24 protein-coding genes are annotated in these 19,178 nt (G+C 61.4%); 13 read left to right on the top strand and 11 right to left on the bottom strand.

Annotated elements, in window-relative coordinates; genetic code table 11:
- Positions 1-332: 332 nt before the first annotated feature.
- From X726_RS147810 to X726_RS147830, 5 genes are all read left to right on the top strand, one after another.
- A complete protein-coding gene (locus tag X726_RS147810) occupies positions 333-1,502 on the top strand; it encodes a cystathionine beta-lyase (protein WP_023671479.1) in 1,170 nt (389 codons plus the stop codon).
- A 226-nt stretch (positions 1,503-1,728) separates the two neighbouring features.
- The gene (locus X726_RS147815) at positions 1,729-2,817 is read left to right on the top strand and encodes an HPP family protein (protein ID WP_023671478.1); all 1,089 of its coding nucleotides are present in this window, start codon (positions 1,729-1,731) and stop codon (positions 2,815-2,817) included.
- Between the two features lie 103 nt (positions 2,818-2,920).
- On the top strand, positions 2,921-3,589 hold the full coding sequence (locus X726_RS147820; RefSeq protein ID WP_031215148.1) for an RNA polymerase sigma factor: 669 nt from the start codon (positions 2,921-2,923) through the stop codon (positions 3,587-3,589).
- A 115-nt stretch (positions 3,590-3,704) separates the two neighbouring features.
- Positions 3,705-4,229, top strand: a complete 525-nt coding sequence (locus X726_RS147825) for a DUF4142 domain-containing protein (RefSeq protein ID WP_023671476.1) — start codon at positions 3,705-3,707, stop codon at positions 4,227-4,229.
- Positions 4,230-4,239: 10 nt separating this feature from the next.
- A complete protein-coding gene (locus tag X726_RS147830; protein ID WP_023671475.1) occupies positions 4,240-4,551 on the top strand; it encodes a cupredoxin family copper-binding protein in 312 nt (103 codons plus the stop codon).
- Here the strand turns inward: X726_RS147830 and X726_RS147835 are convergent.
- Positions 4,527-5,411 (bottom strand): crotonase/enoyl-CoA hydratase family protein, encoded by an 885-nt coding sequence (locus tag X726_RS147835; protein WP_031215146.1) that lies wholly within the window; start codon positions 5,409-5,411, stop codon positions 4,527-4,529. The genes X726_RS147830 and X726_RS147835 overlap by 25 nt on opposite strands.
- Positions 5,412-5,492: 81 nt before the next feature.
- Between X726_RS147835 and X726_RS147840 the strand changes: the two genes are divergently transcribed.
- The gene (locus X726_RS147840) at positions 5,493-6,083 is read left to right on the top strand and encodes a TetR/AcrR family transcriptional regulator (RefSeq protein WP_023671473.1); all 591 of its coding nucleotides are present in this window, start codon (positions 5,493-5,495) and stop codon (positions 6,081-6,083) included.
- A 97-nt stretch (positions 6,084-6,180) separates the two neighbouring features.
- On the opposite strand, the gene X726_RS147845 is transcribed toward X726_RS147840, so the two are convergent.
- Together X726_RS147845 and X726_RS147850 are read right to left on the bottom strand one after the other, a co-directional pair.
- On the bottom strand, positions 6,181-7,407 hold the full coding sequence (locus X726_RS147845) for an anion transporter (RefSeq protein WP_031215144.1): 1,227 nt from the start codon (positions 7,405-7,407) through the stop codon (positions 6,181-6,183).
- A gap of 766 nt (positions 7,408-8,173) precedes the next feature.
- The gene (locus X726_RS147850) at positions 8,174-8,410 is read right to left on the bottom strand and encodes a hypothetical protein (protein WP_023671471.1); all 237 of its coding nucleotides are present in this window, start codon (positions 8,408-8,410) and stop codon (positions 8,174-8,176) included.
- Between the two features lie 273 nt (positions 8,411-8,683).
- Between X726_RS147850 and X726_RS01000000167165 the strand changes: the two genes are divergently transcribed.
- From X726_RS01000000167165 to X726_RS147860, 5 genes are all read left to right on the top strand, one after another.
- The gene (locus X726_RS01000000167165) at positions 8,684-9,010 is read left to right on the top strand and encodes a hypothetical protein (protein WP_050588563.1); all 327 of its coding nucleotides are present in this window, start codon (positions 8,684-8,686) and stop codon (positions 9,008-9,010) included.
- A gap of 770 nt (positions 9,011-9,780) precedes the next feature.
- Complete coding sequence (locus tag X726_RS1000000169340; protein ID WP_023671469.1) at positions 9,781-9,948, top strand: Thivi_2564 family membrane protein; 168 nt, start codon at positions 9,781-9,783, stop codon at positions 9,946-9,948.
- A 13-nt stretch (positions 9,949-9,961) separates the two neighbouring features.
- Complete coding sequence (locus X726_RS147855; RefSeq protein ID WP_023671468.1) at positions 9,962-10,255, top strand: hypothetical protein; 294 nt, start codon at positions 9,962-9,964, stop codon at positions 10,253-10,255.
- Positions 10,256-10,416: 161 nt separating this feature from the next.
- Positions 10,417-10,887 (top strand): GFA family protein, encoded by a 471-nt coding sequence (locus X726_RS0135715; RefSeq protein WP_050588562.1) that lies wholly within the window; start codon positions 10,417-10,419, stop codon positions 10,885-10,887.
- A gap of 570 nt (positions 10,888-11,457) precedes the next feature.
- Positions 11,458-11,652: a hypothetical protein gene (locus X726_RS147860; RefSeq protein WP_023671466.1), complete on the top strand. Its 195-nt coding sequence runs from the start codon at positions 11,458-11,460 to the stop codon at positions 11,650-11,652.
- A gap of 70 nt (positions 11,653-11,722) precedes the next feature.
- Here the strand turns inward: X726_RS147860 and waaF are convergent, their stop codons facing one another.
- Together waaF and X726_RS147870 are read right to left on the bottom strand one after the other, a co-directional pair.
- Positions 11,723-12,745, bottom strand: coding sequence for a lipopolysaccharide heptosyltransferase II (gene waaF, locus X726_RS147865; RefSeq protein ID WP_023671465.1), 1,023 nt, complete (start codon positions 12,743-12,745; stop codon positions 11,723-11,725).
- Positions 12,742-13,683: a glycosyltransferase gene (locus X726_RS147870; protein WP_023808296.1), complete on the bottom strand. Its 942-nt coding sequence runs from the start codon at positions 13,681-13,683 to the stop codon at positions 12,742-12,744. The genes waaF and X726_RS147870 overlap by 4 nt, the downstream gene beginning before the upstream one ends.
- Positions 13,684-14,166: 483 nt before the next feature.
- On the opposite strand from X726_RS147870, the gene X726_RS147875 reads away from it, so the two are divergent.
- On the top strand, positions 14,167-15,012 hold the full coding sequence (locus X726_RS147875; protein ID WP_198037354.1) for a glycosyltransferase family 25 protein: 846 nt from the start codon (positions 14,167-14,169) through the stop codon (positions 15,010-15,012).
- Between the two features lie 19 nt (positions 15,013-15,031).
- On the opposite strand, the gene msrA is transcribed toward X726_RS147875, so the two are convergent.
- The 4 genes from msrA to X726_RS1000000168135 all read right to left on the bottom strand — a co-directional run bounded on the left by msrA (position 15,032) and on the right by X726_RS1000000168135 (position 16,893).
- Complete coding sequence (gene msrA, locus X726_RS147880; RefSeq protein ID WP_023671461.1) at positions 15,032-15,550, bottom strand: peptide-methionine (S)-S-oxide reductase MsrA; 519 nt, start codon at positions 15,548-15,550, stop codon at positions 15,032-15,034.
- A 67-nt stretch (positions 15,551-15,617) separates the two neighbouring features.
- The gene (locus tag X726_RS147885) at positions 15,618-15,941 is read right to left on the bottom strand and encodes a hypothetical protein (protein ID WP_023671460.1); all 324 of its coding nucleotides are present in this window, start codon (positions 15,939-15,941) and stop codon (positions 15,618-15,620) included.
- A 3-nt stretch (positions 15,942-15,944) separates the two neighbouring features.
- Positions 15,945-16,136, bottom strand: a complete 192-nt coding sequence (locus X726_RS147890; protein WP_023671459.1) for a hypothetical protein — start codon at positions 16,134-16,136, stop codon at positions 15,945-15,947.
- A 394-nt stretch (positions 16,137-16,530) separates the two neighbouring features.
- Positions 16,531-16,893: a hypothetical protein gene (locus X726_RS1000000168135; RefSeq protein ID WP_023671456.1), complete on the bottom strand. Its 363-nt coding sequence runs from the start codon at positions 16,891-16,893 to the stop codon at positions 16,531-16,533.
- Here X726_RS1000000168135 and X726_RS1000000170600 point away from each other — a divergent pair.
- Positions 16,892-17,317: a hypothetical protein gene (locus tag X726_RS1000000170600; protein ID WP_156940686.1), complete on the top strand. Its 426-nt coding sequence runs from the start codon at positions 16,892-16,894 to the stop codon at positions 17,315-17,317. The two genes, X726_RS1000000168135 and X726_RS1000000170600, sit on opposite strands and share 2 nt — an antisense overlap.
- Here X726_RS1000000170600 and X726_RS1000000170595 read toward each other — a convergent pair.
- Positions 17,267-17,965, bottom strand: a complete 699-nt coding sequence (locus X726_RS1000000170595; RefSeq protein ID WP_156940684.1) for a pyocin knob domain-containing protein — start codon at positions 17,963-17,965, stop codon at positions 17,267-17,269. The genes X726_RS1000000170600 and X726_RS1000000170595 overlap by 51 nt on opposite strands.
- Positions 17,926-18,915, bottom strand: a complete 990-nt coding sequence (locus X726_RS0135700; RefSeq protein WP_023671454.1) for a terminase family protein — start codon at positions 18,913-18,915, stop codon at positions 17,926-17,928. Before X726_RS0135700 ends, X726_RS1000000170595 begins: the two co-directional genes overlap by 40 nt.
- Between the last annotated feature and the right edge of the window lie 263 nt (positions 18,916-19,178).

Genomic DNA, 19,178 nt, shown 5'->3' with positions numbered 1-19,178 from the left:
CCTCCCATTCACGAACTGCATCGAAGGCGATTATCTCTGTGAGGTCAAGGGAAATGACCGTTTCACGACAGCTTTGAAAACCAATTGCCGCAAATGCCTGAATTGCGGACAACACCCTCAGGAAAGCAGCAAGCCCCGCAAATAAAAACGGCAAAGTCCGTCGACGCTAATCCACATCCACTCATGAAATCCGCGGCTCTGGATTGCCACGCGTTCCAGACTATTCATGGGGGAATTGGCCTATGCAAAGGGCACCGCGTGGCGGGCGCCCGCTGTTGCACGGCCAATGCCGCCGCTCTATGGCTAGCGCTTTCACCACGAGGCGAAGAGCAATGGCGACTGACTGCAACGAGATGGGTATCAACACGCGGCTTGCCCATTCGGGCAACAATCCGCACGACTATTTCGGCTTCGTCAATCCGCCGATCGTGCATGCCTCGACCGTGCTCTATCCCAATGCGTCGGCGATGGCGGCGCGCAGCCAGAAATACACCTATGGCACACGCGGCACGCCGACCACCGATGCGTTGGCGCATGCGATCGACGCGCTGGAAGGCTCCGCCGGCACCATAATCGTGCCGTCGGGCCTGGCGGCGGTGACCGTTCCGTTGCTGGCGTTTCTCTCGGCAGGCGATCACATCCTGATTGTCGATTCCGTTTACCATCCGACCCGCAATTTCGCCGACACGATGCTGAAGCGGCTGGGTGTCGAGGTCGAGTATTACGATCCGCATGCCGGCGCCGGCATCGCCAGCTTGATCAAGCCGAACACCAAAGTCGTGTTTACGGAATCACCGGCCTCCAACACCTTCGAGGTGCAGGACGTTCCGGCGATCGCCAAGGCGGCGCATGAAACGGGCGCCATCGTCATGATGGACAACACCTGGGCAACGCCGCTCTATTTCCGTCCGCTCGACCACGGCGTCGATATCTCGATCCATGCGGCGACGAAATATCCGGCCGGGCATTCGGACGTGCTGCTGGGCACAGTGTCTGCCAATGCCAACTGCTGGAAGCAGCTTTGCGAGACGTTCTACACGATGGGCTGCTGCGCCGGCCCCGACGACGTCTATCAAGTCCTGCGCGGCCTGCGCACGATGGGCGTTCGGCTGGATCACCATCAAAAGAGCGCGCTTGCCATTGCCGTCTGGCTTGAAGGCCAGCCCGGCGTGGCCCGCGTGCTGCACCCGGCGCTCCCCAGCCACCCCGACCACGCGGTGTGGAAGCGTGATTTTTCCGGCTCGAGCGGCATCTTTTCCATCGTGCTCAAAGGCGGCGGCCAGAGACAGCAGCATGCCTTCCTCGATGCCTTGAAAATCTTCGGTCTCGGCTATTCCTGGGGCGGCTATGAGAGCCTTGCCGTGCCGGTCTTCCTCGGCGACCGTACCGTCGCCAAGGGCCCCTATGACGGCCCGCTGATCCGGCTGCAGATCGGGCTCGAGGATGTCGAGGACCTCAAGGCCGATATCCTGCGCGGGCTGGAAGCGGCCGCTGCGGCATGACACCAGCAAACTTGCGAAGCTGATTCCGCTAGCCCGCTTAACCCGTTGAAAGGATTGGCGAGCGACTTTCGTAGGACGATCGACGTCGCAAAGCCGCTCATGGGTAGACCAAGCGCAATGTTATTTCCCCAACGCGCGCTTTTTCGGATCGGTTTGACTTTCAAAATCGTCGGCCCAACGCCATTGCAGGCGCTGCGCCCACAATTCCAGCCGGACTGAGCTTACCATGGCCTTTCGTCTCTTTGTCCCCATTCTCGCCGGCGCGACGCTGCGCGAGCGCCTCATCGCCTGCATCGGGGCGATGATCGGCATTGCGCTGACCGGCGCGATCGGCGCGCTGGTGCTTGGCAACGGCCCGCATGTGCCGCTGCTGGTGGCGCCGATGGGGGCTTCGGCGGTGCTGCTGTTTGCGGTGCCTGCAAGCCCGCTGGCGCAGCCATGGTCGATCATCGGCGGCAATACAATATCGGCGCTGGTCGGCGTGATCGTGGCCCATTTCGTCCATCAGCCCGTTCTCGCCACGGGCATTGCCGTGGCGATGGCGATCGCCGCCATGTCGTTCTCACGCTGCCTGCATCCGCCGGGCGGAGCCGCCGCACTGACCGCCGTGCTCGGCGGGCCGGCCGTGATCGGTGCCGGCTTCCTGTTTCCGTTCGTGCCGGTGGCGCTGAACTCCATGATGCTGGTCGCGCTCGGCTATGCTTTCCACAGGCTGTCGCGACGCAGCTACCCGCATGTGCCGGCCCCTGCCCCGAAAAGCACGCACGGAACCATCGATCCGCCGGCTCAGGAGCGCATCGGCTTCCGGGCCGAGGACATCGATGCCGCGCTGGCTGCGCTCGACGAGACCTTCGACATCGACCGCAACGATCTCGAACAACTGCTGCGACAGGTCGAACTGCAAGCGACGATGCGCGCACACCGAACCATGTTGTGCGAGGACATCATGTCGTGCGACGTGATTTCGGTCGATGAACACGCGTCCGCCGATCGGGCGCGTCATCTGCTGCTCGACCACAATATCCGCACGCTGCCGGTTGTAGACAAGGACGCCAGACTGGTCGGCACCGTTGGATTGAGGGAATTGGCGCGAGCCGACGAAGCCGTCGGAAGCGTTACGTCGACAGCGTCGACCGCCGCCGCCGGTACGCCCGCCATGGCCCTGCTACCGGTGCTCACCGACGGCCGCACCCATGCAGTCATCATCGTGGACGGGGACAGCCGCATCCTTGGCCTGATCACGCAGACCGACCTGCTTGCGGCAACGGCACGAGCGCAGGCTGCTGACAAGCCGCTGGCGGAAGCAGTATTCTAGGCGCCGTCGGAGCCGGGCGAAAATGGCCGGGAACCTTTTGCCGGCGGTGTCATCCAATGTCTTGATCGAGGTTTCGGACGGGGATTGGATCGAGGAACTGGCCATGCCTGCTATGTCTGTACCAATGCCCACGGCTGCTTCAAGCGAGATGCTTCTCGTGCGCCGCGCGCTGGCACGCGAAGGCAACGCCTTCTGCATCATCATGAAGACCCATAATCAGCGGCTCTATCGCATCGCTCGCGGGGTGGTGCGCAACGATGCCGAAGCCGAGGACATCGTCCAGGAGGCCTATGTCAGAGCCTTTGCCCATCTCGATGCCTTTCGCGGGGAGTCCTCATTGGCCACCTGGCTGTCGCGCATCGTCATCAACGAGGCGCTCGGTCGTCTGCGCAAAAGGTGGCGGACGGTGGCGAAAAACCCGCAAGCCGAAATCATCCAGTTCCCCCTCAATCCCAGCGACGACCCGGAGCGGACGATGGCGCAGCGGCAGATCCTCGAGTTGGTGGAACGGGCGACCGACAGCCTACCCGATGTTTATCGGACGGTGTTCGTGGCGCGGGTTATCGAGGGGCTCAGTATCGAGGAGACCGCCGAGCTGCTTGGCGTGCGGCCGGAAACCGTCAAGACAAGGCTACACCGCGCCCGCGCCCTGGTACGCAAGGCACTCGACGACCAGATCGGGCCGGTGCTGCTCGACGCCTTCCCGTTTGCCGGCCGGCGCTGCGACAGGCTGACCAGCGCCGTCATGCAGCGGCTCGGCCTGGAGAGCTGATCATCGGCTGATTTGGCCGATTTCCCCGGGAACGTTTGCCGCCGCTGCGCATCCAATGACCGTCAACTGAAAAACACGGCCCGGCGCGATCCTGCGTCCGGGCGAAGGAGATGCCATGGTTACCCGACACACCGCCGCCCTCGCTGCCTTGCTGCTGCTTGGCGCTGCCCCGCTCGCGCAAGCCGCCGACAAGCCGACGGACCCGCAGATCGCCCACATCGCCTACACGGCAGGCGTCATCGATGTGGAAGCCGCCAAGCAGGCGATCAAGAAATCGAAGACCAAGGAGGTCGTGGATTTCGCCAACGACATGGTGCGCGACCACGAAGCGGTCAACGCGCAGGCACTGGAACTGGTAAAGAAGCTGAAGGTGACGCCGGAAGACAACGCAACCAGCCAGGCGCTGACCAAGGCTGCGGCCGAGGAGCGGGCGAAGCTCGCCAAACTCGACGGCGCAGCCTTTGACAAAGCCTATGTCGACAACGAGATCGCCTACCACAAACAGGTCGACGGCGCGCTTGAAACCCTTTCGATCCCATCGGCCAGCAATGCCGAGTTGAAGAGCCTGCTGCAGACCGGCCTGAAGATTTTCCGGGGCCATGAACAGCACGCCGAGCATGTTGCAGGTATGCTGAAGTAAGGACCAGGCCATGTCAAAACGGCTGCTATGGATTGCACTGGCGCTGGTCTTCGGGACCTCACCCGTGCAGGCCGAAACCATCCAGGTCACCATCGACAAGCTTGTCTTTTCGCCGGCCACCGTCGAGGCGAAGGTCGGCGACACGATCAAGTGGGTGAACAAGGACGTGTTCGCACATACGGCTACCGTCAAGGGTGGCTGGGAAGTGATGATCCCGCCGAAGGCAACAGCGAGCCTGACCCTGCGGAAGGCGGAAGCGGTCGAATATTTCTGCCGCTTCCACCCCAACATGAAAGGTCATGTGGCCGTGACGGCGCCTTGATCCCGGTCCGCAAGCCCGTCCTGCTGCGTTGAGGCTCGCCTGGCTTCATCCGGCCGGGTGATGTGCGTCCACGAGCCGTGACAGCCCGGCTGGCGGCGTGCGATCCAGGCATCCAGCCCTTCGCGCAGATCGGCGGTCGGAGCCATGCGGGCGAACTGCTCGGCCTCGACAGCCAAGCCATCCGCGATGCTCTGGTTCAGGCCGCGCGCCACTGCTGTGAGGATCGAGGCAATTGCTGCAGGAGAATGCCTGGTCATGCGCCGGGCGAGATCAATTGCGGCGGGCATCAGCTCCTCATGCGGCACCACCTGATTGACGAGGCCGAGTTCGAGGGCGCGCGGCGGCGGGAACCAATCGCCGGTCAACAGCAGCTCGAGCGCCCGCTTGCGCCCTGCCAGTCTCGGAAGCCGCTGCGTGCCGCCGAAAGCAGGCGGCATTGCAAGGTTGATCTCAGGCTTGGCGAACAAGGCGCGGTCGCTGGCGATAGCGAGCGGCACGGCTTCGGTGATCTCGCAGCCGCCGCCGAAGGCGATGCCGTTGACGGCGGCGATGACGGGCTTGCGGAATGCCTCCAGCCTTGCCGTCAGCCGCTGTCCGCGCATGACGAAGTCGCGCAGGGCAACGTCGACGCCGATGGCCACGCTGCCTGAGAATTCATGGATGTCGCCGCCGGCGGAGAAGGCGCGCTCTCCTGCTCCAGTGAGGATGACGGCGCGGATGGCATCGTCGGTCTCGGCGGCATCGAGGAGCGCAAGCAGGCGATCAATCAGCGCATAGTTCAAGGCGTTGAGCTTCTCCGGCCGATTAAGTGTGAGGATGGCGATCCCGTTGCGGGCCTCGGTGAGCACAAGCTCGGTCATGTCTTTTCCTTCCCTGTGTTTGTCGACGGAGAGGATCAGGCTTTCGGTTGTATGTATATTCACTAGTCGGTATACTTGCGTATGAGCGAAGCACCAAGCCCTACCCGCAAACGCATTGTCGATGCCGCAACGAAGCTGTTCTATGCCGAGGGGATCGGCCGCGTCAGCGTCGATGCAGTGGCGGAAAAAGCCGGGCTGACCAAGCGCACGCTCTACTATCATTTCAAGAGCAAGGACGATTTGATCGCGGCCTATCTCGACGGTCGCGACCAGCCGAACCTCAAGCAGATGGCCGGCTGGTTCGAGATGGCCGAAGGCGATGTCGAGCGCAAGGTCGAGGCGATTTTCACCAATCTGGCGCGCGTGGCGAAGCACCCGAAATGGAGAGGCTGCGGCTTCCTGCGCACGGCAGCCGAACTCGCTTCCATGCCCGGACACCCCGCCGTTAAAGCGGGGGCGCGGCATAAGCAGAATTTCGAGACCTGGCTGGCCGGCGAACTCACAGGCCACGGCGTCGACGAGCCGCGGACCCTGGCGCGCGAAATCGTGCTTTTGATGGACGGCGCGTTCTCGATCATGCTGATCCACCGCAACCCCGACTATGTCGAGGCCGCCGGACAGGCCGCTGCAACGCTGGTTCGGGCAAGGTCAGGATCGGCGACTATCCGCTAGAGCGTTCACCGTTTAGTGGAGACGGCGAAACACGCTATCTCTTTGTTTTGACGCAATTCCGGACGGAGAACCGCTTCACATTTTTCGTGGAGTTGCTCTAGAATCCACCCGCCAGCCATGCCGTGCCGACGGCAAGGGTGAGCAGCGTCAGTGGCAGGCCGACCTTGAAGAAGGCTGAGAAGGACAGCTGCGTGCCGGCCGCCCGCGCCTGTTCGGCGACGATCAGGTTGGCGACCGAGCCAAGCAAGGTGAAGTTGCCGGCCAGCGTCGAGCTCATCGCCACCACCAGCCAGGCACGCCCCGGATTTTCAAGGCCGGGTATGAATGGCCGCAGCGCCAGCACGGCCGGAACATTGCTCATGATGTTGGAGAGCACCGCGGCGAGGCCCGATAGGCGCCAGACGTCGTCCAGCCCGAGGTTCTTGGCCGAGGCGATGATGTCGGGCGTCAGCAGCGTCTTTTCGGCGCCGGCGACAACGATGAACAGGCCGGCGAACATGAACAGCAGCGGGCCGTCGATCTCGCGGTAGATGCGTGCCGGCTTGATGGCGCGGGTGAGCAACAGGATGGCGCCGCCGATGAGCGCTGCCTTGGCAACCGGAACGCCGGCGAAGAAGGCGATGGCCAGGCCGATGCAGACAACCACCGCCTTCAGCACCTGTCCCGGCAGCATGCGGCCGCGATAGACCTCCGGGTTGAGATCGGCGGTGCGGGCGAATTCGGCGCGGTAGACGATGCGCACGATTACGATGACCGCGACGAGGCCGAAGAGGGCAACCGGCGCCAGGGCGGCCGAAAAGGCTGGGTAGGAAATTCCCGACAGCGCGCCGATGACCATGTTCTGCGGGTTGCCGGTGATGGTGGCGACGCTGCCGCAGTTGGACGCGGTGGCGGTGGCGATCAGATAGGGAATGGGATTGCGATTGATGACACGGGTGACGTGGACGACGATCGGCGCCATGACCAGGCAGATGGCGTCGTTGACCAGGAACGCCGACAACACGCCGGTCAACAGCGTCACCATCACCAGCAGCACGAAAGGCGCGTGCGCATGCTCGATAGCGTAGGCGCCAAGCGCCCGGAAGGCGCCCGACACCTTCAGATGCGCCACCACGATCATCATGCCGAGCAGCAGCGTAATGGTGTCGAAATTGATGGCGCGATAGGCATCTTCCATACTGAGTGCGCCGATGGCGATCATCGCCGCCCCCCCCAGCAAGGCGATCCCTGCCCGGTCGAGACGGAGGCCTGGAATACGCCCGATTGCGACGCCGGCATAAGTCAGGACAAGGATCAAAAGTGCCGCTGCGCCCATCAATGTCATTGGCAGACATCCTTGTCCAAACGAACCGACGCAGGAACGGACTGTTCCCGCCCAGGCATTTGCCGGGCAGCTTTAACGCCGCTCCAGCAAAGCGAAAGCCTATAACGATCCGAATGCGAAAATCGGTGGGCAAAATCGCGGGTCGACCGATGCCGGGAGCAACCGGAGCTTGACCTTGAGACGGCCGAAATTGGGAACGAGACACGCGCGGCGGACTGCCGGTGGCCTGAGATTGCCATCCGCGAAACTTCCCCCTCGGTAGGCTCGTGGCTTATGTAATTAAATTCTAATTTAGGCTTTCCGGGTATGGATAGCTTAGCCATATTTCGGCCTTGGGGTTTCAGATGGTCCAGGTTCTTGAGAGGGAATGCCGTGTCTCGGAGAACGAGGCTCTGCTGGCCCGCCCGATGGAATGTCCACAATGCCACGGAACCCGCAAGGTGTTTGTCTGTGCCCGGTGGGCGAGCTCGAACGGCCATTGCTGCCCCGGAGGAACACACCAGCTCAGTTGCCCCGGTCACAGCGTCGCGTGCATGGAGTGCGAAGAGAACCTTGAGCGTATCTGAAAGCGATCGCGACTATTTCCTGTCGGGAAAACGCAAAAAGCCCGCTCCGGCGGACCGGAGCGGGCTTTGCAACCACACGCCAAGAGTACCCTGCTGAGAGCCAGTACCCTGCCGAGAGCCGACCCGCTTTGCGTTTCCGCCACTGCAATAAATTGGTAGCGGCACTTCAGAAAAGCGATTGTTAGCTAACCGCCGTCGGATTACTCGCCCGACTGGCCGTCGCCAGTCACACTGCTGCCCAGAATTCCAAAGTCCTGAGACTTTGTTCCTTGTCCCGCAGTCAGGAATCCATCCGCATCCAGGCCGCGCCGCAGCAGTTCCCGCACTGCCGCGGACCGGCTTGGCATGCGCTTTTCGAAGCGCCAGTTTTCCAAGGCAGCCAATTCCTCGGCTGTCAGCATGATCTGCAGTCGCTCGGGTCGTTCCAGCTCGGCCATTCGCGCCTCCAACCGTCAAGACCAAAAATATGGTGAGTTAGTTTGTGTCTCAATTGCAGTATAGCTAGGGGTCCCCGTGCAGCGCGTCAAGAGAGGCTGATGGGTGACTCACATACAAGACCAACGATGAGGAAGACACGCCGATAGCACAACCCTCGCAGTCTGCTAACTACTTGGTTTACTTGAGAATATTTTATATTCTTCTTGCCATCTGAAGGTCGTTGGCGCATCTTGATCACGACGGGACAACCGGCTCCTGAAAGGAAGGTTTCCATGCGCTACGGATATTCGGCTCGGCTACGGGAGGATCTCAATTCACGGGTCCTGGGCGCGCTGCGCTCGCGCGGAATGGTCAATATTGCGGTGGTTGCCGAGGAGATACGATTGCGTAACCTGGACGAGAACGTCGCCCTTGAAGACGTCGAGCGGCTTGTGATGCAGACGGCCCAACTCTACGGCGCGGTGATGGAATTGGACGGACTGACCTCCGTCGAGGCGGGGAGATTGACTTCGCTTGCCGACGATAAGCACGAACTGTCTGGCATCGGCAATTCCGACACCACAGGCGGCCAAACCGCTCCCCTGCTGGGATTGTCCTAAGCGCGACCCTCTCTTTCAATCGACAAAATCCGCGAGAGAGATTTGGACCGAACTCGGCGGCGCTTGAGCGTCCAGACGACGCCTTGTCCCCAAATTCCAGTTGTCCGGTGCCGCTAAGCGCTTGTGGCGCAACCCGCTTGAGCACGACGGAGCCAAAACCGCGGCGCGTCGTCCCACTCAGGTTCGGCGGCCTCGTTGTAGAACGTGATGCGGCCCCGTGTGTCGATGGTGTAGGCTGCAACGGGCAACGCTCCCAACAAACTGGCGGGCCCGACACCTGGGATTCCAATCCCCGCATGTTGAATGACGTATTTCCCTACCCCAAATTCCCCACCTGCTCGATTTGCCCGTTCCGCGGTAGCTGAGATGCACGTGCGAGGTTTCGGTTCCCGTCGTCCCCTTGGGACGGCAATTGTTCTCCTGCGAAAAGGCGATCACCCGCCGGGCGGCGCCGGATCTCAGGGCTCGCGCAAATGTCGACAACGAAGCGCAACTCAGGCCGTCTTTGTCGGAAGCTCGTCAACCCGAGGCGGTTCTCCCGTTAGCCCCGCCTGACGCCAGCAACAAGTTGCCTGGGACTGTGTCGCCGATGGCAAACGACAACCATTGCGGCAAACAGGCCCTGATCGGCATCCAGCTTCAAAGGCTGCGGAACGTTGTTTCGCGGCCTTTACGCTGCGCCGATGGCTTCGCATCGACAGGAACCAATCAAGGGCCAGAGCGTTTGCCGCTGCGTACTCTCTCAGACGTAGCCAGACGGAGTGAGGGACATGGCTTCATCGGTACTTATCGGCATTCTAATCACTTTCCTGGTGATCATCCTGGTGCTCTATCTCATCCAGCGTCTGCCGCTCGATGGCCGCACGAGGCAGATCGCGCAGATCGTTGTCATCATTATCGGCATCATTTCGCTGTTGAAATACCTGGCCGTATTTTAGGATAAGGATCGCCATGACATCCCAAACAATCGCATGGATCATTGGAACGGCCTTGTTTGCAGCAACAAGCACGGCCTACGCCCGACCCGACACGCGTTCGATGACCTGCGAGGAGACGCAGCGCCTGATCCAGAGCCATCACTCGGCGGTGTTGACGACCGGCCGGAATACTTACGATCGCTATGTCAGCCAATACGGCAACGGGTGCGACTGGCCGGAGGTGCCGGTCGCTGCCTCCGTTCCGACACGTGATCGCCAGTGCCGTGTCTATTGGTGCCGGGAACCGGTGTTCGATTTCCCGAACTGACATATCCAGCAGCCTTGCGGCGGTCGTTGCCATGGCGCTCCCGGGTTCAGACGATGCATTGCGCGAGGCGACATGGAACCCTTGCGCCGCGCGTGAATTGATTGTGCGCATGGCGCTGCAAGATGTAGCGGTGTGATGCCCAACCAGATGGAGGAGCGGTCATGCCCAATGATACAAGGCGGAGCGGCAGCTGCCTGTGCGGCGGCATCCAGTTTTCGGTGACGGGAGATCCCTTTCGGATTGGCCTTTGCCATTGCAAGGACTGCCGCAAGGCTAGCGGGTCGGCTTTTTCGGCGTTTGCAGTGTGGCCGCTCGAGGCGTTCGAAACGACGGGTATCGTCAGCAGCTACGGCGACAGAAGTTTTTGTCCCACCTGCGGCGGCCGGGTCCCTTTGGTTCGTGAGAATGAGGTGGAAGTGACGATTGGCAGCCTCGATGAGGTGCCCACCGAAGGGCTGGAGCCCAGCTATGAACTCTGGGTCAACCGCCGTGAGCACTGGTTGCAACGCTTGCCTGCCGCCCGGCAATTCGAGCACGACCGGGTCGATGACGAGCCGACAAACCGGACAGCCGAACCGATTTCTGAAGGTGTCGAGACGCCGTCTAGCTTGCCGCAACGCAAGTCGGCCTAGCGCGAACGGCGCAGACAGTCGGCAGGCAGGAAATTCATTCTCGAAACCGCCCGATGCCGACAGGACCGGGTCCGACAACATTTCACCCGGCAGAAGCCAAACGCAAAAAGCCCGCCTTGGCGTCAATCCAAGGCGGGCGGTAGATCATCCGGCCTGCGCTGCCGTGGAACGATGGGTTGGCCAAAGCCCTGGGCTGAGACCCATGCCGTTTGTAACCGGCGATTGACTACGGAGCGGCCCCGGTCAGCTGGAATTCGTCTTGTGGTTGCAACGATGCTACGTTTTGTTTGGAAACGAGAGCTTAAGACCACGCAATATCGTTACGTCAACTATGCTGTCCAAGTATCTCGTGGTGTGAACTGAAGGAATCTTCCTGTCTTGTACAAAAGAACGCTTTGTTTATTTTCTTTCCGTCACATAGTGTAGCGAATCTTGAAGCCGGATGGGGCGGCTTTCATGCAGCCAGCGCCTTCGCAGGATCGCGGTCCGCACGTGCAATATCCACTTCACGGCAATCTTCATGCAAGCATAGTCAGCGCAAAGTTCATGCGCAGACATTGGGGGGCACCAATGGACCAGCCGAGCAAAATGGAGAACCTGCAGTTCGCGCAAGGGATGCTGCGGGAGCTTCGGCAGAAAGCCGAAGCCGACGGCGAGAAGCTTCTGACCTACCTCATCGACATGGCCTACCTTGAAGCCAGCGACCGCATCCGTGCACATTGGGTCGGCAATCACGAGCCCGAAAACCGCAGGGCCAAGGGGTAACCGAAACGCGGCGACGGTTGCCCCCCCGGGGCGTTTTTAACCAGACGCCTGGGGCCGGCGAGACCATTGGTCAGTTGGCGATACCGGCTGAGAGGTCAGCCAGAACCTCCCTCACCCGAGTTTCGCTGACGCCGCGCGTGTCCTTGACCCAGCTGGGCGTCGAAAGCGGCGGTTCGATAAAGCGAACATGGTTGTTTACGGGCCCATGCACATAGGGGCGATTCAGCCCGTAGATGAGCGCGCATGGGACGTTCAGGGCAGCGGCGGCGTGGGAAATCCCGCCATCAACCCCGAGGAACATGGTCGACGCAGCGATTTGGCACATCGCGTCAGCAATCGACGGGGTCGAGGTGAAGTCGATTGCCTCAGGAATGGCGGCGCGGATTTTTGCGGCACCGGCGTGCTCGCGCGGTCCGCCTACAATCCAGATTGCCCAGCCGCGATCATGATGGTCTCTGGCGATCGAAATGAAGCGCTCGACGGGCCATGAGCGGAAATTCTCAATGTCGGCAGTATAGAGCGCCAGTGCCGGTCGGTCGGCATCGATCTTCTTGTGCTGGCGCCATTCGTCCAGTTCGGCCGGATCGACCACAAGCCGGGGCGCCGGCCACTCTGCGCCCGCAGCCGGCTTTTCGCCAAGCGAGGCAATCGAGCAGACTTCCTCGAACAGCCGCGTCTTGCGGGGTCCGAAGGCCCATAGATGGGCCAACCAGCCGGCGGGGAAGCGATTGAGGAGGCCGAATTGCAACTCCTGCGGATAGCCGATGCGCTCCTCTATTCCGGCCATGAACGCCATCAGCGCCGCCTTGGTGCTGCTGGTCATCAGATAGGCCGTACGGTAATTTTCCTTGCGCAACTCGCCAACCAGGCGGCTGCGCTCGCCAAAACCGGGGCGCTGATGACGCTTGGCAAGCGCCCAGCCCTTCCTGACATGCGGCATCAGGCGCGCCAGCGGCGCTGCAACGGGCGAGGTGACGACATCTATGGGGCGATCAGGAAATCGCGCGGCAATGATCTGGATGGCGGAATGGCAACGGACGAAGTCGCCGACCGCGGGGAAGCCGACGAAGAGGATTGGATCGCCGGTCGTCAAGGAAGCGCTTCGCCGTCAAGGATGCGGGCATAGAGATCCAGATAGCCCCGCGCCGCTTTTTGGATGGGAAATCTCGTCGCGGCCGATTCGCGGCATTGCTGAGGCGTAAGGTCGGCGACGGCCTCGAAAGCGGCCGCAAATTCTTCATCGGTCTCAAAGAAGCGCCCGCTGTCGGCATCGACCGTCTCGGGCAATGCGCCTCGCGTCGTCGTCAGCACCGGAGTGCCGCACAACATGGCTTCGACCGGTGCGTTGCCGAATGGCTCCTCCCAGGCGATGGGGTTGAGGAAGGCTCGCGCTTCGCCGAGAAGGCGAAGCTTCGGCTCGCCGTCAACGATTCCGTGGAAACGGTATCGCCTGCCAAGGCTCTTGAAAAACAACCCTTCGCGGCGGGTCTGACTTCGGCCCAGCAGTTTCCAACGCGAGCCACCGGCGATATCGAGACCGAAATCGAATTTTTTGGCGAGATCCACGGCGCGGTTGAGGCCTTTGCTTGATCGTGCAATGCCGGCGAGAAATAGCAGGCGGTCGCCCTTTGCAGCCGACAAACGATAGGCGTCCACCGGAAAGCCATTGTAGACGAATGTCTCGCGCCCATGCTGGCGGGCATGATTGGCGCTGATAAAGCTCCAGTTCGCAACTGGCATGGGCTGGTCCGGCATAAAGCCGCGCTGCGTATTCAGCGTTGGAAATGGCACCTCGACGGGCCAACTATGGGTGTGGACGATTTGCGTGTCGCGCGGAATGGCTGCCCGGCATTCGGCATCGGTCGAAGCGTGCCGGACTTCGAAGAGCGGGTGGCTGGAGCCAGGGCCAGCGATCACCACGACTTCGTGTCCGAGACGAACCATCTCCGTGGCCAGCCATTCGACCTGACGCTGAATCCCACCGTAACCTCGGCAGGGTATTACGCCCTTCAAAACGAGCGTCACCCGCATTGACCTTGCCTCACAATGCTCTCAAAGACGGCCCAGTTGCGTCACGGGCTGGGCATTGTCAAGGTCGCGCCAGATACGCAAAAAGCCGCGGCGGCCTCGATCGGGTTACGGAATCGTTAATCAGCGCTTGCTACTATACCGGATGACCAAGAATCTCGGCAATGCACCCAGGACCATCTCCAGGCAACAGCCAAAGACCTCCGCTCTTGGTCGGCTGACGCCCGCCCTGTTTCCCCTTGTGGTCGTCGCGCTCGGATACATGATCGGTCGGCAATTCTTCGGCTTCTAGGGCGACTCGTCTAGGCGCGCACGGTAAAGGCTCGCGCCACGCGGGGGACGCCGTCAATGTCCACCCAACCTCCAAAACCAATCGGCGGCACCGTACGCCGCTACCCACTGCCCCGCACGTAAGCAAATTTTGTGCAATCACGGGAACGTGATATTCACTGATCACCGGACAAGGGGGCGCTGATGAGGTGTCTGGTGATCAATCTTGATCATTCTCGCGATCGGCTGGCGCATGTCGCGTCCGAGTTCGGCCGGATCGGAGTACCATTTGAGCGTGTCTCCGCCATCGATTGCCCCGATTGCTGCTCTGTCGCCAAAAGCCCGCTAAGCGCTGCTGAGGTTTGCTGTTTCCTGAGCCACCGCTCGTGTTGGGAGATCGTTGCGAACGGCGCGGATCAATATGGAGCGGTTTTCGAGGACGACGTCGTTTTCGGCGCGGGCGCCGGCTCGCTGCTTGCTTCCGATCGATGGGTGCCGCGCGATGCCGATGTGATCAAGCTGGAAACGCGTTTTGCCAAAGTGAGGGTCGGACGCAAGGAAGTCGCTCTCGATGATGGGTTTTCGCTTGCCAGACTTTATGGCCTGCACGCGGGCGCCGCAGGCTATGTCATCTCCAGATCGGCAGCGCAAAGATTGCTGCGCAGGACCATGCATCTGAGAGGAGAGGTCGACTTCGTTCTTTTTCACCCAGGATTCATGACCTGCTCGCTCAACCGAATCTATCAGATCATGCCGGCGCTTTGCGCACAGCACCATTTTGTTTCGGGACGAGAGCGCTTTCCAAGCCTCGTGCGACGGCCCGGGAGGCGGCCAAAACCGTTTCTCGATCGAATTGTCGGAGAAGCGGTGCGAACCTTCGCCTATCTTCGAAACCAGAGCCTGACCGGAACAAAGAAGATCGAGGCCGTCGCGTTCTCAGGCTCTGAGGTCGACGGCAAACCCGTCCACGGCGCGTTCATCTATGGGCAGCCCGAGCACGGCCACCTCAACAAGGCGGCCGGCATACCGATCGCGCGGAAGAATAGTTCGACCGCCAGATAAGCAGACGATAGCGGCTGCGTTACGAAACAGCCTTTTCGCGGACCGGAAGCTTCCAGCCCGGCCTGACAAAGTGGCAGGTATAGCCGTTGGGGTATTTCTCGAGATAGTCCTGATGCTCTGGCTCCGCCTCCCAGAAATCGCCCACCGGCGCAAGCTCGGTGACGACCTTGCCCGGCCACAGTCCAGAGGCATCGACATCGGCGATGGTGTCTTCGGCGACGCGCTTCTGCTCGTCGCTGGTGTAGAAGATCGCCGAGCGATAGCTCATTCCGACATCGTTGCCCTGGCGGTTCCTGGTGGTCGGATCGTGGATCTGGAAAAAGGATTCGAGCAATGTGCGAAAGCTGATCCTGGCCGGATCGAAAACGATCTCGATGGCTTCGGCATGGCTGCCGTGGTTGCGATACGTGGCGTTGGGCACATCGCCACCGCTATAGCCGACGCGGGTAGAGATCACGCCGGGATAGCGCCGGATCAAATCCTGCATGCCCCAGAAACAGCCGCCGGCAAGGACTGCACGTTCGGTGGACGTCGCCATATCATACCTCCATTGGATTGCTCCTTAGGTAGGCATTGTCGCTGGCTTCTTCCAGCATCTCAGTGCATCACTCGTTGCCGGCCGAGCCGAACCGCCGCACGATGACCTCGAAGACGATGTCGGAAATCCACATGGCCGAGACGCCGATCAAAAAGGCGGCGGCGAGCGTCGTGGTATCGTCGGCCGGATCGGGGATAGGCATGCCGGTTGCCCTGACCCAGGCGACGGCAGGCAGCGTCAGATACGCAGCCGCCAGCGCCCCGCAGATCGGCGAGGCAATCATCTCGCGCAGCTTGTAGCGATGGCGCGACAGTGCTCGCAGCACGCCGCCGGCTAGCCCGGCGGCGACGACCGGCCCCTTGATGCCGAGCATGTCGAAGAGGTCGTGCATCGGCTAAGGCCTCCATCCGCAGAGCTTTTGTCCCTTGCGGTTGTGCGCCAGGAGCGCTCTCGCCTCGGCGTCCGACAGGACGTCGACGGCTTCGGCCGACAGGCGCAGCGGGCTCGAAATCGCGCAGAAGCCGCCCGAAGCAGTCGTGCACCCGGCAAGCGCCACAAGCAGCGCAAGCATCAGTCCCTTGCCCATGATTTCAGCTCCTTTCGAACAGCGTCCGCCGGCAATGCGCCGACGTCGTTCTGCACCTGCTCAGCGACCGCGCGCGCCGCGGCCTCAGCGGCCGCCAGTTTGCCGCGCTCGGCCCTGGCGCCGGCCAGCCGCTGGTGAGCGCCCCAGCAAAGGGCGNCTCAGCGGCCGCCAGTTTGCCGCGCTCGGCCCTGGCGCCGGCCAGCCGCTGGTGAGCGCCCCAGCAAAGGGCGGCGATGACCGATGCCAGGAAGCCCAGCAGCGCTTTGTTGCCAAGCAGGACGGCGAGCACCGCGCTCACAGCAGCCACCCGGCGACAAGCCCGGCGGCAAAGCCGATAGCATAGGGTTTCGCGGCTTCGAGATAGGCGATGAGCAGTTGTTGAAACCCTTCCATGTCAGTGCTCCCAGCCGGATTTGCGGGCCAGCCAGTGCCAGGTCTCGGTGACCGAGGCGATGGCGAGACCGGCGGCGATCTCCAGACCAGCTTGAATGTCGGGGTCGGAAGAAAATGCCGCCGCGTCGTCGGCGCCGAGCAGGCCACGCGCGACCAGAACACCGGCGCCGTAACGCAAGCCGATGCGGATGAAGACGGCGATCATGTCGAACTCCTTGCGAAAATCGATTTCAGGATTTGAAGCAGCGCACGCCAGAACGGCAGGCGCTCGACGGAGCTGACGCGCCCGCCGGTAGACACCGGCGGCATCGCACTGCCGGGCTTCGGCGAGGACGAGCGCAAGCGCCCGCGCGAAGTGGTCCATGGCGGTTTTCCTTTCTGCCCGCGAAAGGCAGGTTGTCGATTTGCGAAGCTGCTTGCGGTTAGGCGTCGATCATCGAGACAACGTCGCTGGAGACCTTGGCGGGGCGGTATTTGGTGGCGTCCGCCGGAAAGGAAATCGGAACGACGAATCGAGCGATGGCACCATTGCCGTCGTCGCCGCTGCGATGGTGATCGACGATGCACCTCCGTATGCAGTTTTAGGAAGAATTCCGGCAAAGGTGATCAAGAAGCGCTTCGACGACAAAAATAGCCGAGGCTTATTGAGATTCGGTGGTGGATTGGGCAGACGCCATATCTCAGAAAGAGAGAGCGGCCTTTTGATCTTTCTTTTGAAGAATTCACTCGAATTTATGCTAGGCCCATGCCCTAATGACAAGCCGCCAGCTTGCATTGGTAATATTTAGAAATCCACCAGTGTCTTTGCGTGTAATCTGAGCTGCACTAGAAGCCTGCGACCCAAATCTAACGACCATATTTGTAGCATCGGGAACTACACTTAGGCCTCGATTGGTGCTTGCTTCGTGCGATCCAATCGAGACAGGTTCTTCGTCTCCAATAGAATAGCCACCCTCAGCAGTGGTGCACTGTAAGAATGCAAGGTAATTTTTCGGCTTCACCCCCAGCCCATGAGCCAACGTCAGCGACCCGCCGGATGTGATGGTCTGTTGCGGGCTTTCATAAAACTTCTGAAGCAACGTCGTGGACGACTGGACATAGCGTGCATCCTGTTCGGCTTGCGACCATTGCAGCTTGATCCATCCTCCCCAGGCACCGCCAGCCTGCCTGCGCCGCCATAGCTTTTGGTCTGCCGCCGTAGTGTCGTTGACGAAATCATGCACCGTCTGCGTCCGGTAGCCAGTGCTTCCGTGCGCTTCCACAAACCCCAGGAACCAATTTACGCCGTCTGGCGCATTAGCCGCCGCCGAGGCCATATACCAGCCATTGTCCAGGGCGTTGTTCCAATCGGTGATCGTCTGCGCGACGACACCAAGGTTGGGTCGGCTATCAAGTTTCAGATCAAACCCAGCCTTGACGAACCCCGTTGTAGCCAATTGCGTGGTATTCGTTCCAGGCGCTGCGGTCGGCCCCGTTGGCGTCCCGGTAAATGTCGGCTGGCCTTCGGCGCCAGGCTGGACACCGCGATCCCACTATCCTTCCCCACCTTGCCCGTCGTGCCCGCGAAAGTGACAATATTGTCGGTTGCCGAAGACGCAGGCCCCAAAAAATCTCCTACTCCCGTCCCGTCGGCGCCTCTGTCGCCGGCCCGGTCGAACATCAGCCAGATGCCGTTGGCCGCCGTCGGCAAAGTGCCGGCGCCGCTGACATAGGCGAGCGTCAGTTTGCGGTATCGCGTCGCAGCCATCAAATCGTCGCGCAGTTTCACCACCTTGCCGTCCTTTCGGTGAAAAAGCCTGAATTCCTCGAACCAGGGCAGCAGCGTCGAAAACACCTTGAAGCGGCCGGATTGCATGCGGTCGAGCATTTCCATCAGCCCCGCCTCGACCGAGACCGAGCCGTCGGCGAAGCGGGCGTGGCCCGACAGCATGTTCAGCCCGTGCGCGGCGTATTGTCTGGCAAGCGCGGTGCCCGCGCCTTCCAGCGTCTCGCGGCGGCCGTCGCGCGGCCAGGCCCAGGGCAGCCATTCGCCCCATGGCTTCAGCGCCAGCACCTGCATCGCCGGCGTCTGCTGCGAGGCCCTGGCTGCTTTGGTGACGTAAACGATATCAGCCTCCGTATCCCAGGCGAGTTCGACGGCGGCCGAGGGATGGTCCCATCCGAAATCGAGCGCGCCGATCCGCGGCCAGTAGCGCGGCAGCCGGAACGGCTCGCAGGCAATCAGCTCCTCGGCAATCGGAAAGATGCGGCCGGAGCCCAGCACCGGAATGCCCTTGGCCCTCGCTTCGCGCTCATGTTCGGGATAGGCGGCGATGATCGCGGCACGCTCGTCCGGCGAATAGTGTTCGACGTCGTCTATGGTCATGAAGGTGACGTGACGGGTCATGCAAGCATGCTCCAATAGAGTGTGGCCATTGATACCAGCGCTCATCAATGCGAAGCTGACCCAAGACTTGGGGGAACACATGATTCGGATTGCAATCGTTGTCGGCATTGCCGCCAGTGCATCGGCATGCACCAGCCAGGCGAATGTTCCTTACGATACTAGTAAAAAAATCTGCAGAACCCGTACCGATCCAGGAACAGGGTTCAAACGCGAGGTCTGCGTCCCCGACACTCCCAATCAATCCTGTATGCTCTATATATATC

The organism is Mesorhizobium sp. LSJC285A00, from assembly GCF_000503155.1.
GTDB lineage: Bacteria > Pseudomonadota > Alphaproteobacteria > Rhizobiales > Rhizobiaceae > Mesorhizobium.
This window is presented reverse-complemented; position numbering and strand designations above follow the sequence as displayed.

Excerpts from the sequence above, each read along its gene's own strand:
- X726_RS147810 (WP_023671479.1), top strand. The coding sequence starts at position 333 with ATGGCGACTGACTGCAACGAGATGGGTATCAACACGCGGCTTGCCCAT.
- X726_RS147815 (WP_023671478.1), top strand. The coding sequence starts at position 1,729 with ATGGCCTTTCGTCTCTTTGTCCCCATTCTCGCCGGCGCGACGCTGCGC.
- X726_RS147820 (WP_031215148.1), top strand. The coding sequence starts at position 2,921 with ATGCCTGCTATGTCTGTACCAATGCCCACGGCTGCTTCAAGCGAGATG.
- X726_RS147825 (WP_023671476.1), top strand. The coding sequence starts at position 3,705 with ATGGTTACCCGACACACCGCCGCCCTCGCTGCCTTGCTGCTGCTTGGC.
- X726_RS147830 (WP_023671475.1), top strand. The coding sequence starts at position 4,240 with ATGTCAAAACGGCTGCTATGGATTGCACTGGCGCTGGTCTTCGGGACC.
- X726_RS147835 (WP_031215146.1), bottom strand. The coding sequence starts at position 5,411 with ATGACCGAGCTTGTGCTCACCGAGGCCCGCAACGGGATCGCCATCCTC.
- X726_RS147840 (WP_023671473.1), top strand. The coding sequence starts at position 5,493 with ATGAGCGAAGCACCAAGCCCTACCCGCAAACGCATTGTCGATGCCGCA.
- X726_RS147845 (WP_031215144.1), bottom strand. The coding sequence starts at position 7,407 with ATGACATTGATGGGCGCAGCGGCACTTTTGATCCTTGTCCTGACTTAT.
- X726_RS147850 (WP_023671471.1), bottom strand. The coding sequence starts at position 8,410 with ATGGCCGAGCTGGAACGACCCGAGCGACTGCAGATCATGCTGACAGCC.
- X726_RS01000000167165 (WP_050588563.1), top strand. The coding sequence starts at position 8,684 with ATGCGCTACGGATATTCGGCTCGGCTACGGGAGGATCTCAATTCACGG.
- X726_RS1000000169340 (WP_023671469.1), top strand. The coding sequence starts at position 9,781 with ATGGCTTCATCGGTACTTATCGGCATTCTAATCACTTTCCTGGTGATC.
- X726_RS147855 (WP_023671468.1), top strand. The coding sequence starts at position 9,962 with ATGACATCCCAAACAATCGCATGGATCATTGGAACGGCCTTGTTTGCA.
- X726_RS0135715 (WP_050588562.1), top strand. The coding sequence starts at position 10,417 with ATGCCCAATGATACAAGGCGGAGCGGCAGCTGCCTGTGCGGCGGCATC.
- X726_RS147860 (WP_023671466.1), top strand. The coding sequence starts at position 11,458 with ATGGACCAGCCGAGCAAAATGGAGAACCTGCAGTTCGCGCAAGGGATG.
- X726_RS147870 (WP_023808296.1), bottom strand. The coding sequence starts at position 13,683 with ATGCGGGTGACGCTCGTTTTGAAGGGCGTAATACCCTGCCGAGGTTAC.
- msrA (WP_023671461.1), bottom strand. The coding sequence starts at position 15,550 with ATGGCGACGTCCACCGAACGTGCAGTCCTTGCCGGCGGCTGTTTCTGG.
- X726_RS147885 (WP_023671460.1), bottom strand. The coding sequence starts at position 15,941 with ATGCACGACCTCTTCGACATGCTCGGCATCAAGGGGCCGGTCGTCGCC.
- X726_RS147890 (WP_023671459.1), bottom strand. The coding sequence starts at position 16,136 with ATGGGCAAGGGACTGATGCTTGCGCTGCTTGTGGCGCTTGCCGGGTGC.
- X726_RS1000000170600 (WP_156940686.1), top strand. The coding sequence starts at position 16,892 with ATGGCGGTTTTCCTTTCTGCCCGCGAAAGGCAGGTTGTCGATTTGCGA.
- X726_RS1000000168135 (WP_023671456.1), bottom strand. The coding sequence starts at position 16,893 with ATGGACCACTTCGCGCGGGCGCTTGCGCTCGTCCTCGCCGAAGCCCGG.
- X726_RS0135700 (WP_023671454.1), bottom strand. The coding sequence starts at position 18,915 with ATGACCCGTCACGTCACCTTCATGACCATAGACGACGTCGAACACTAT.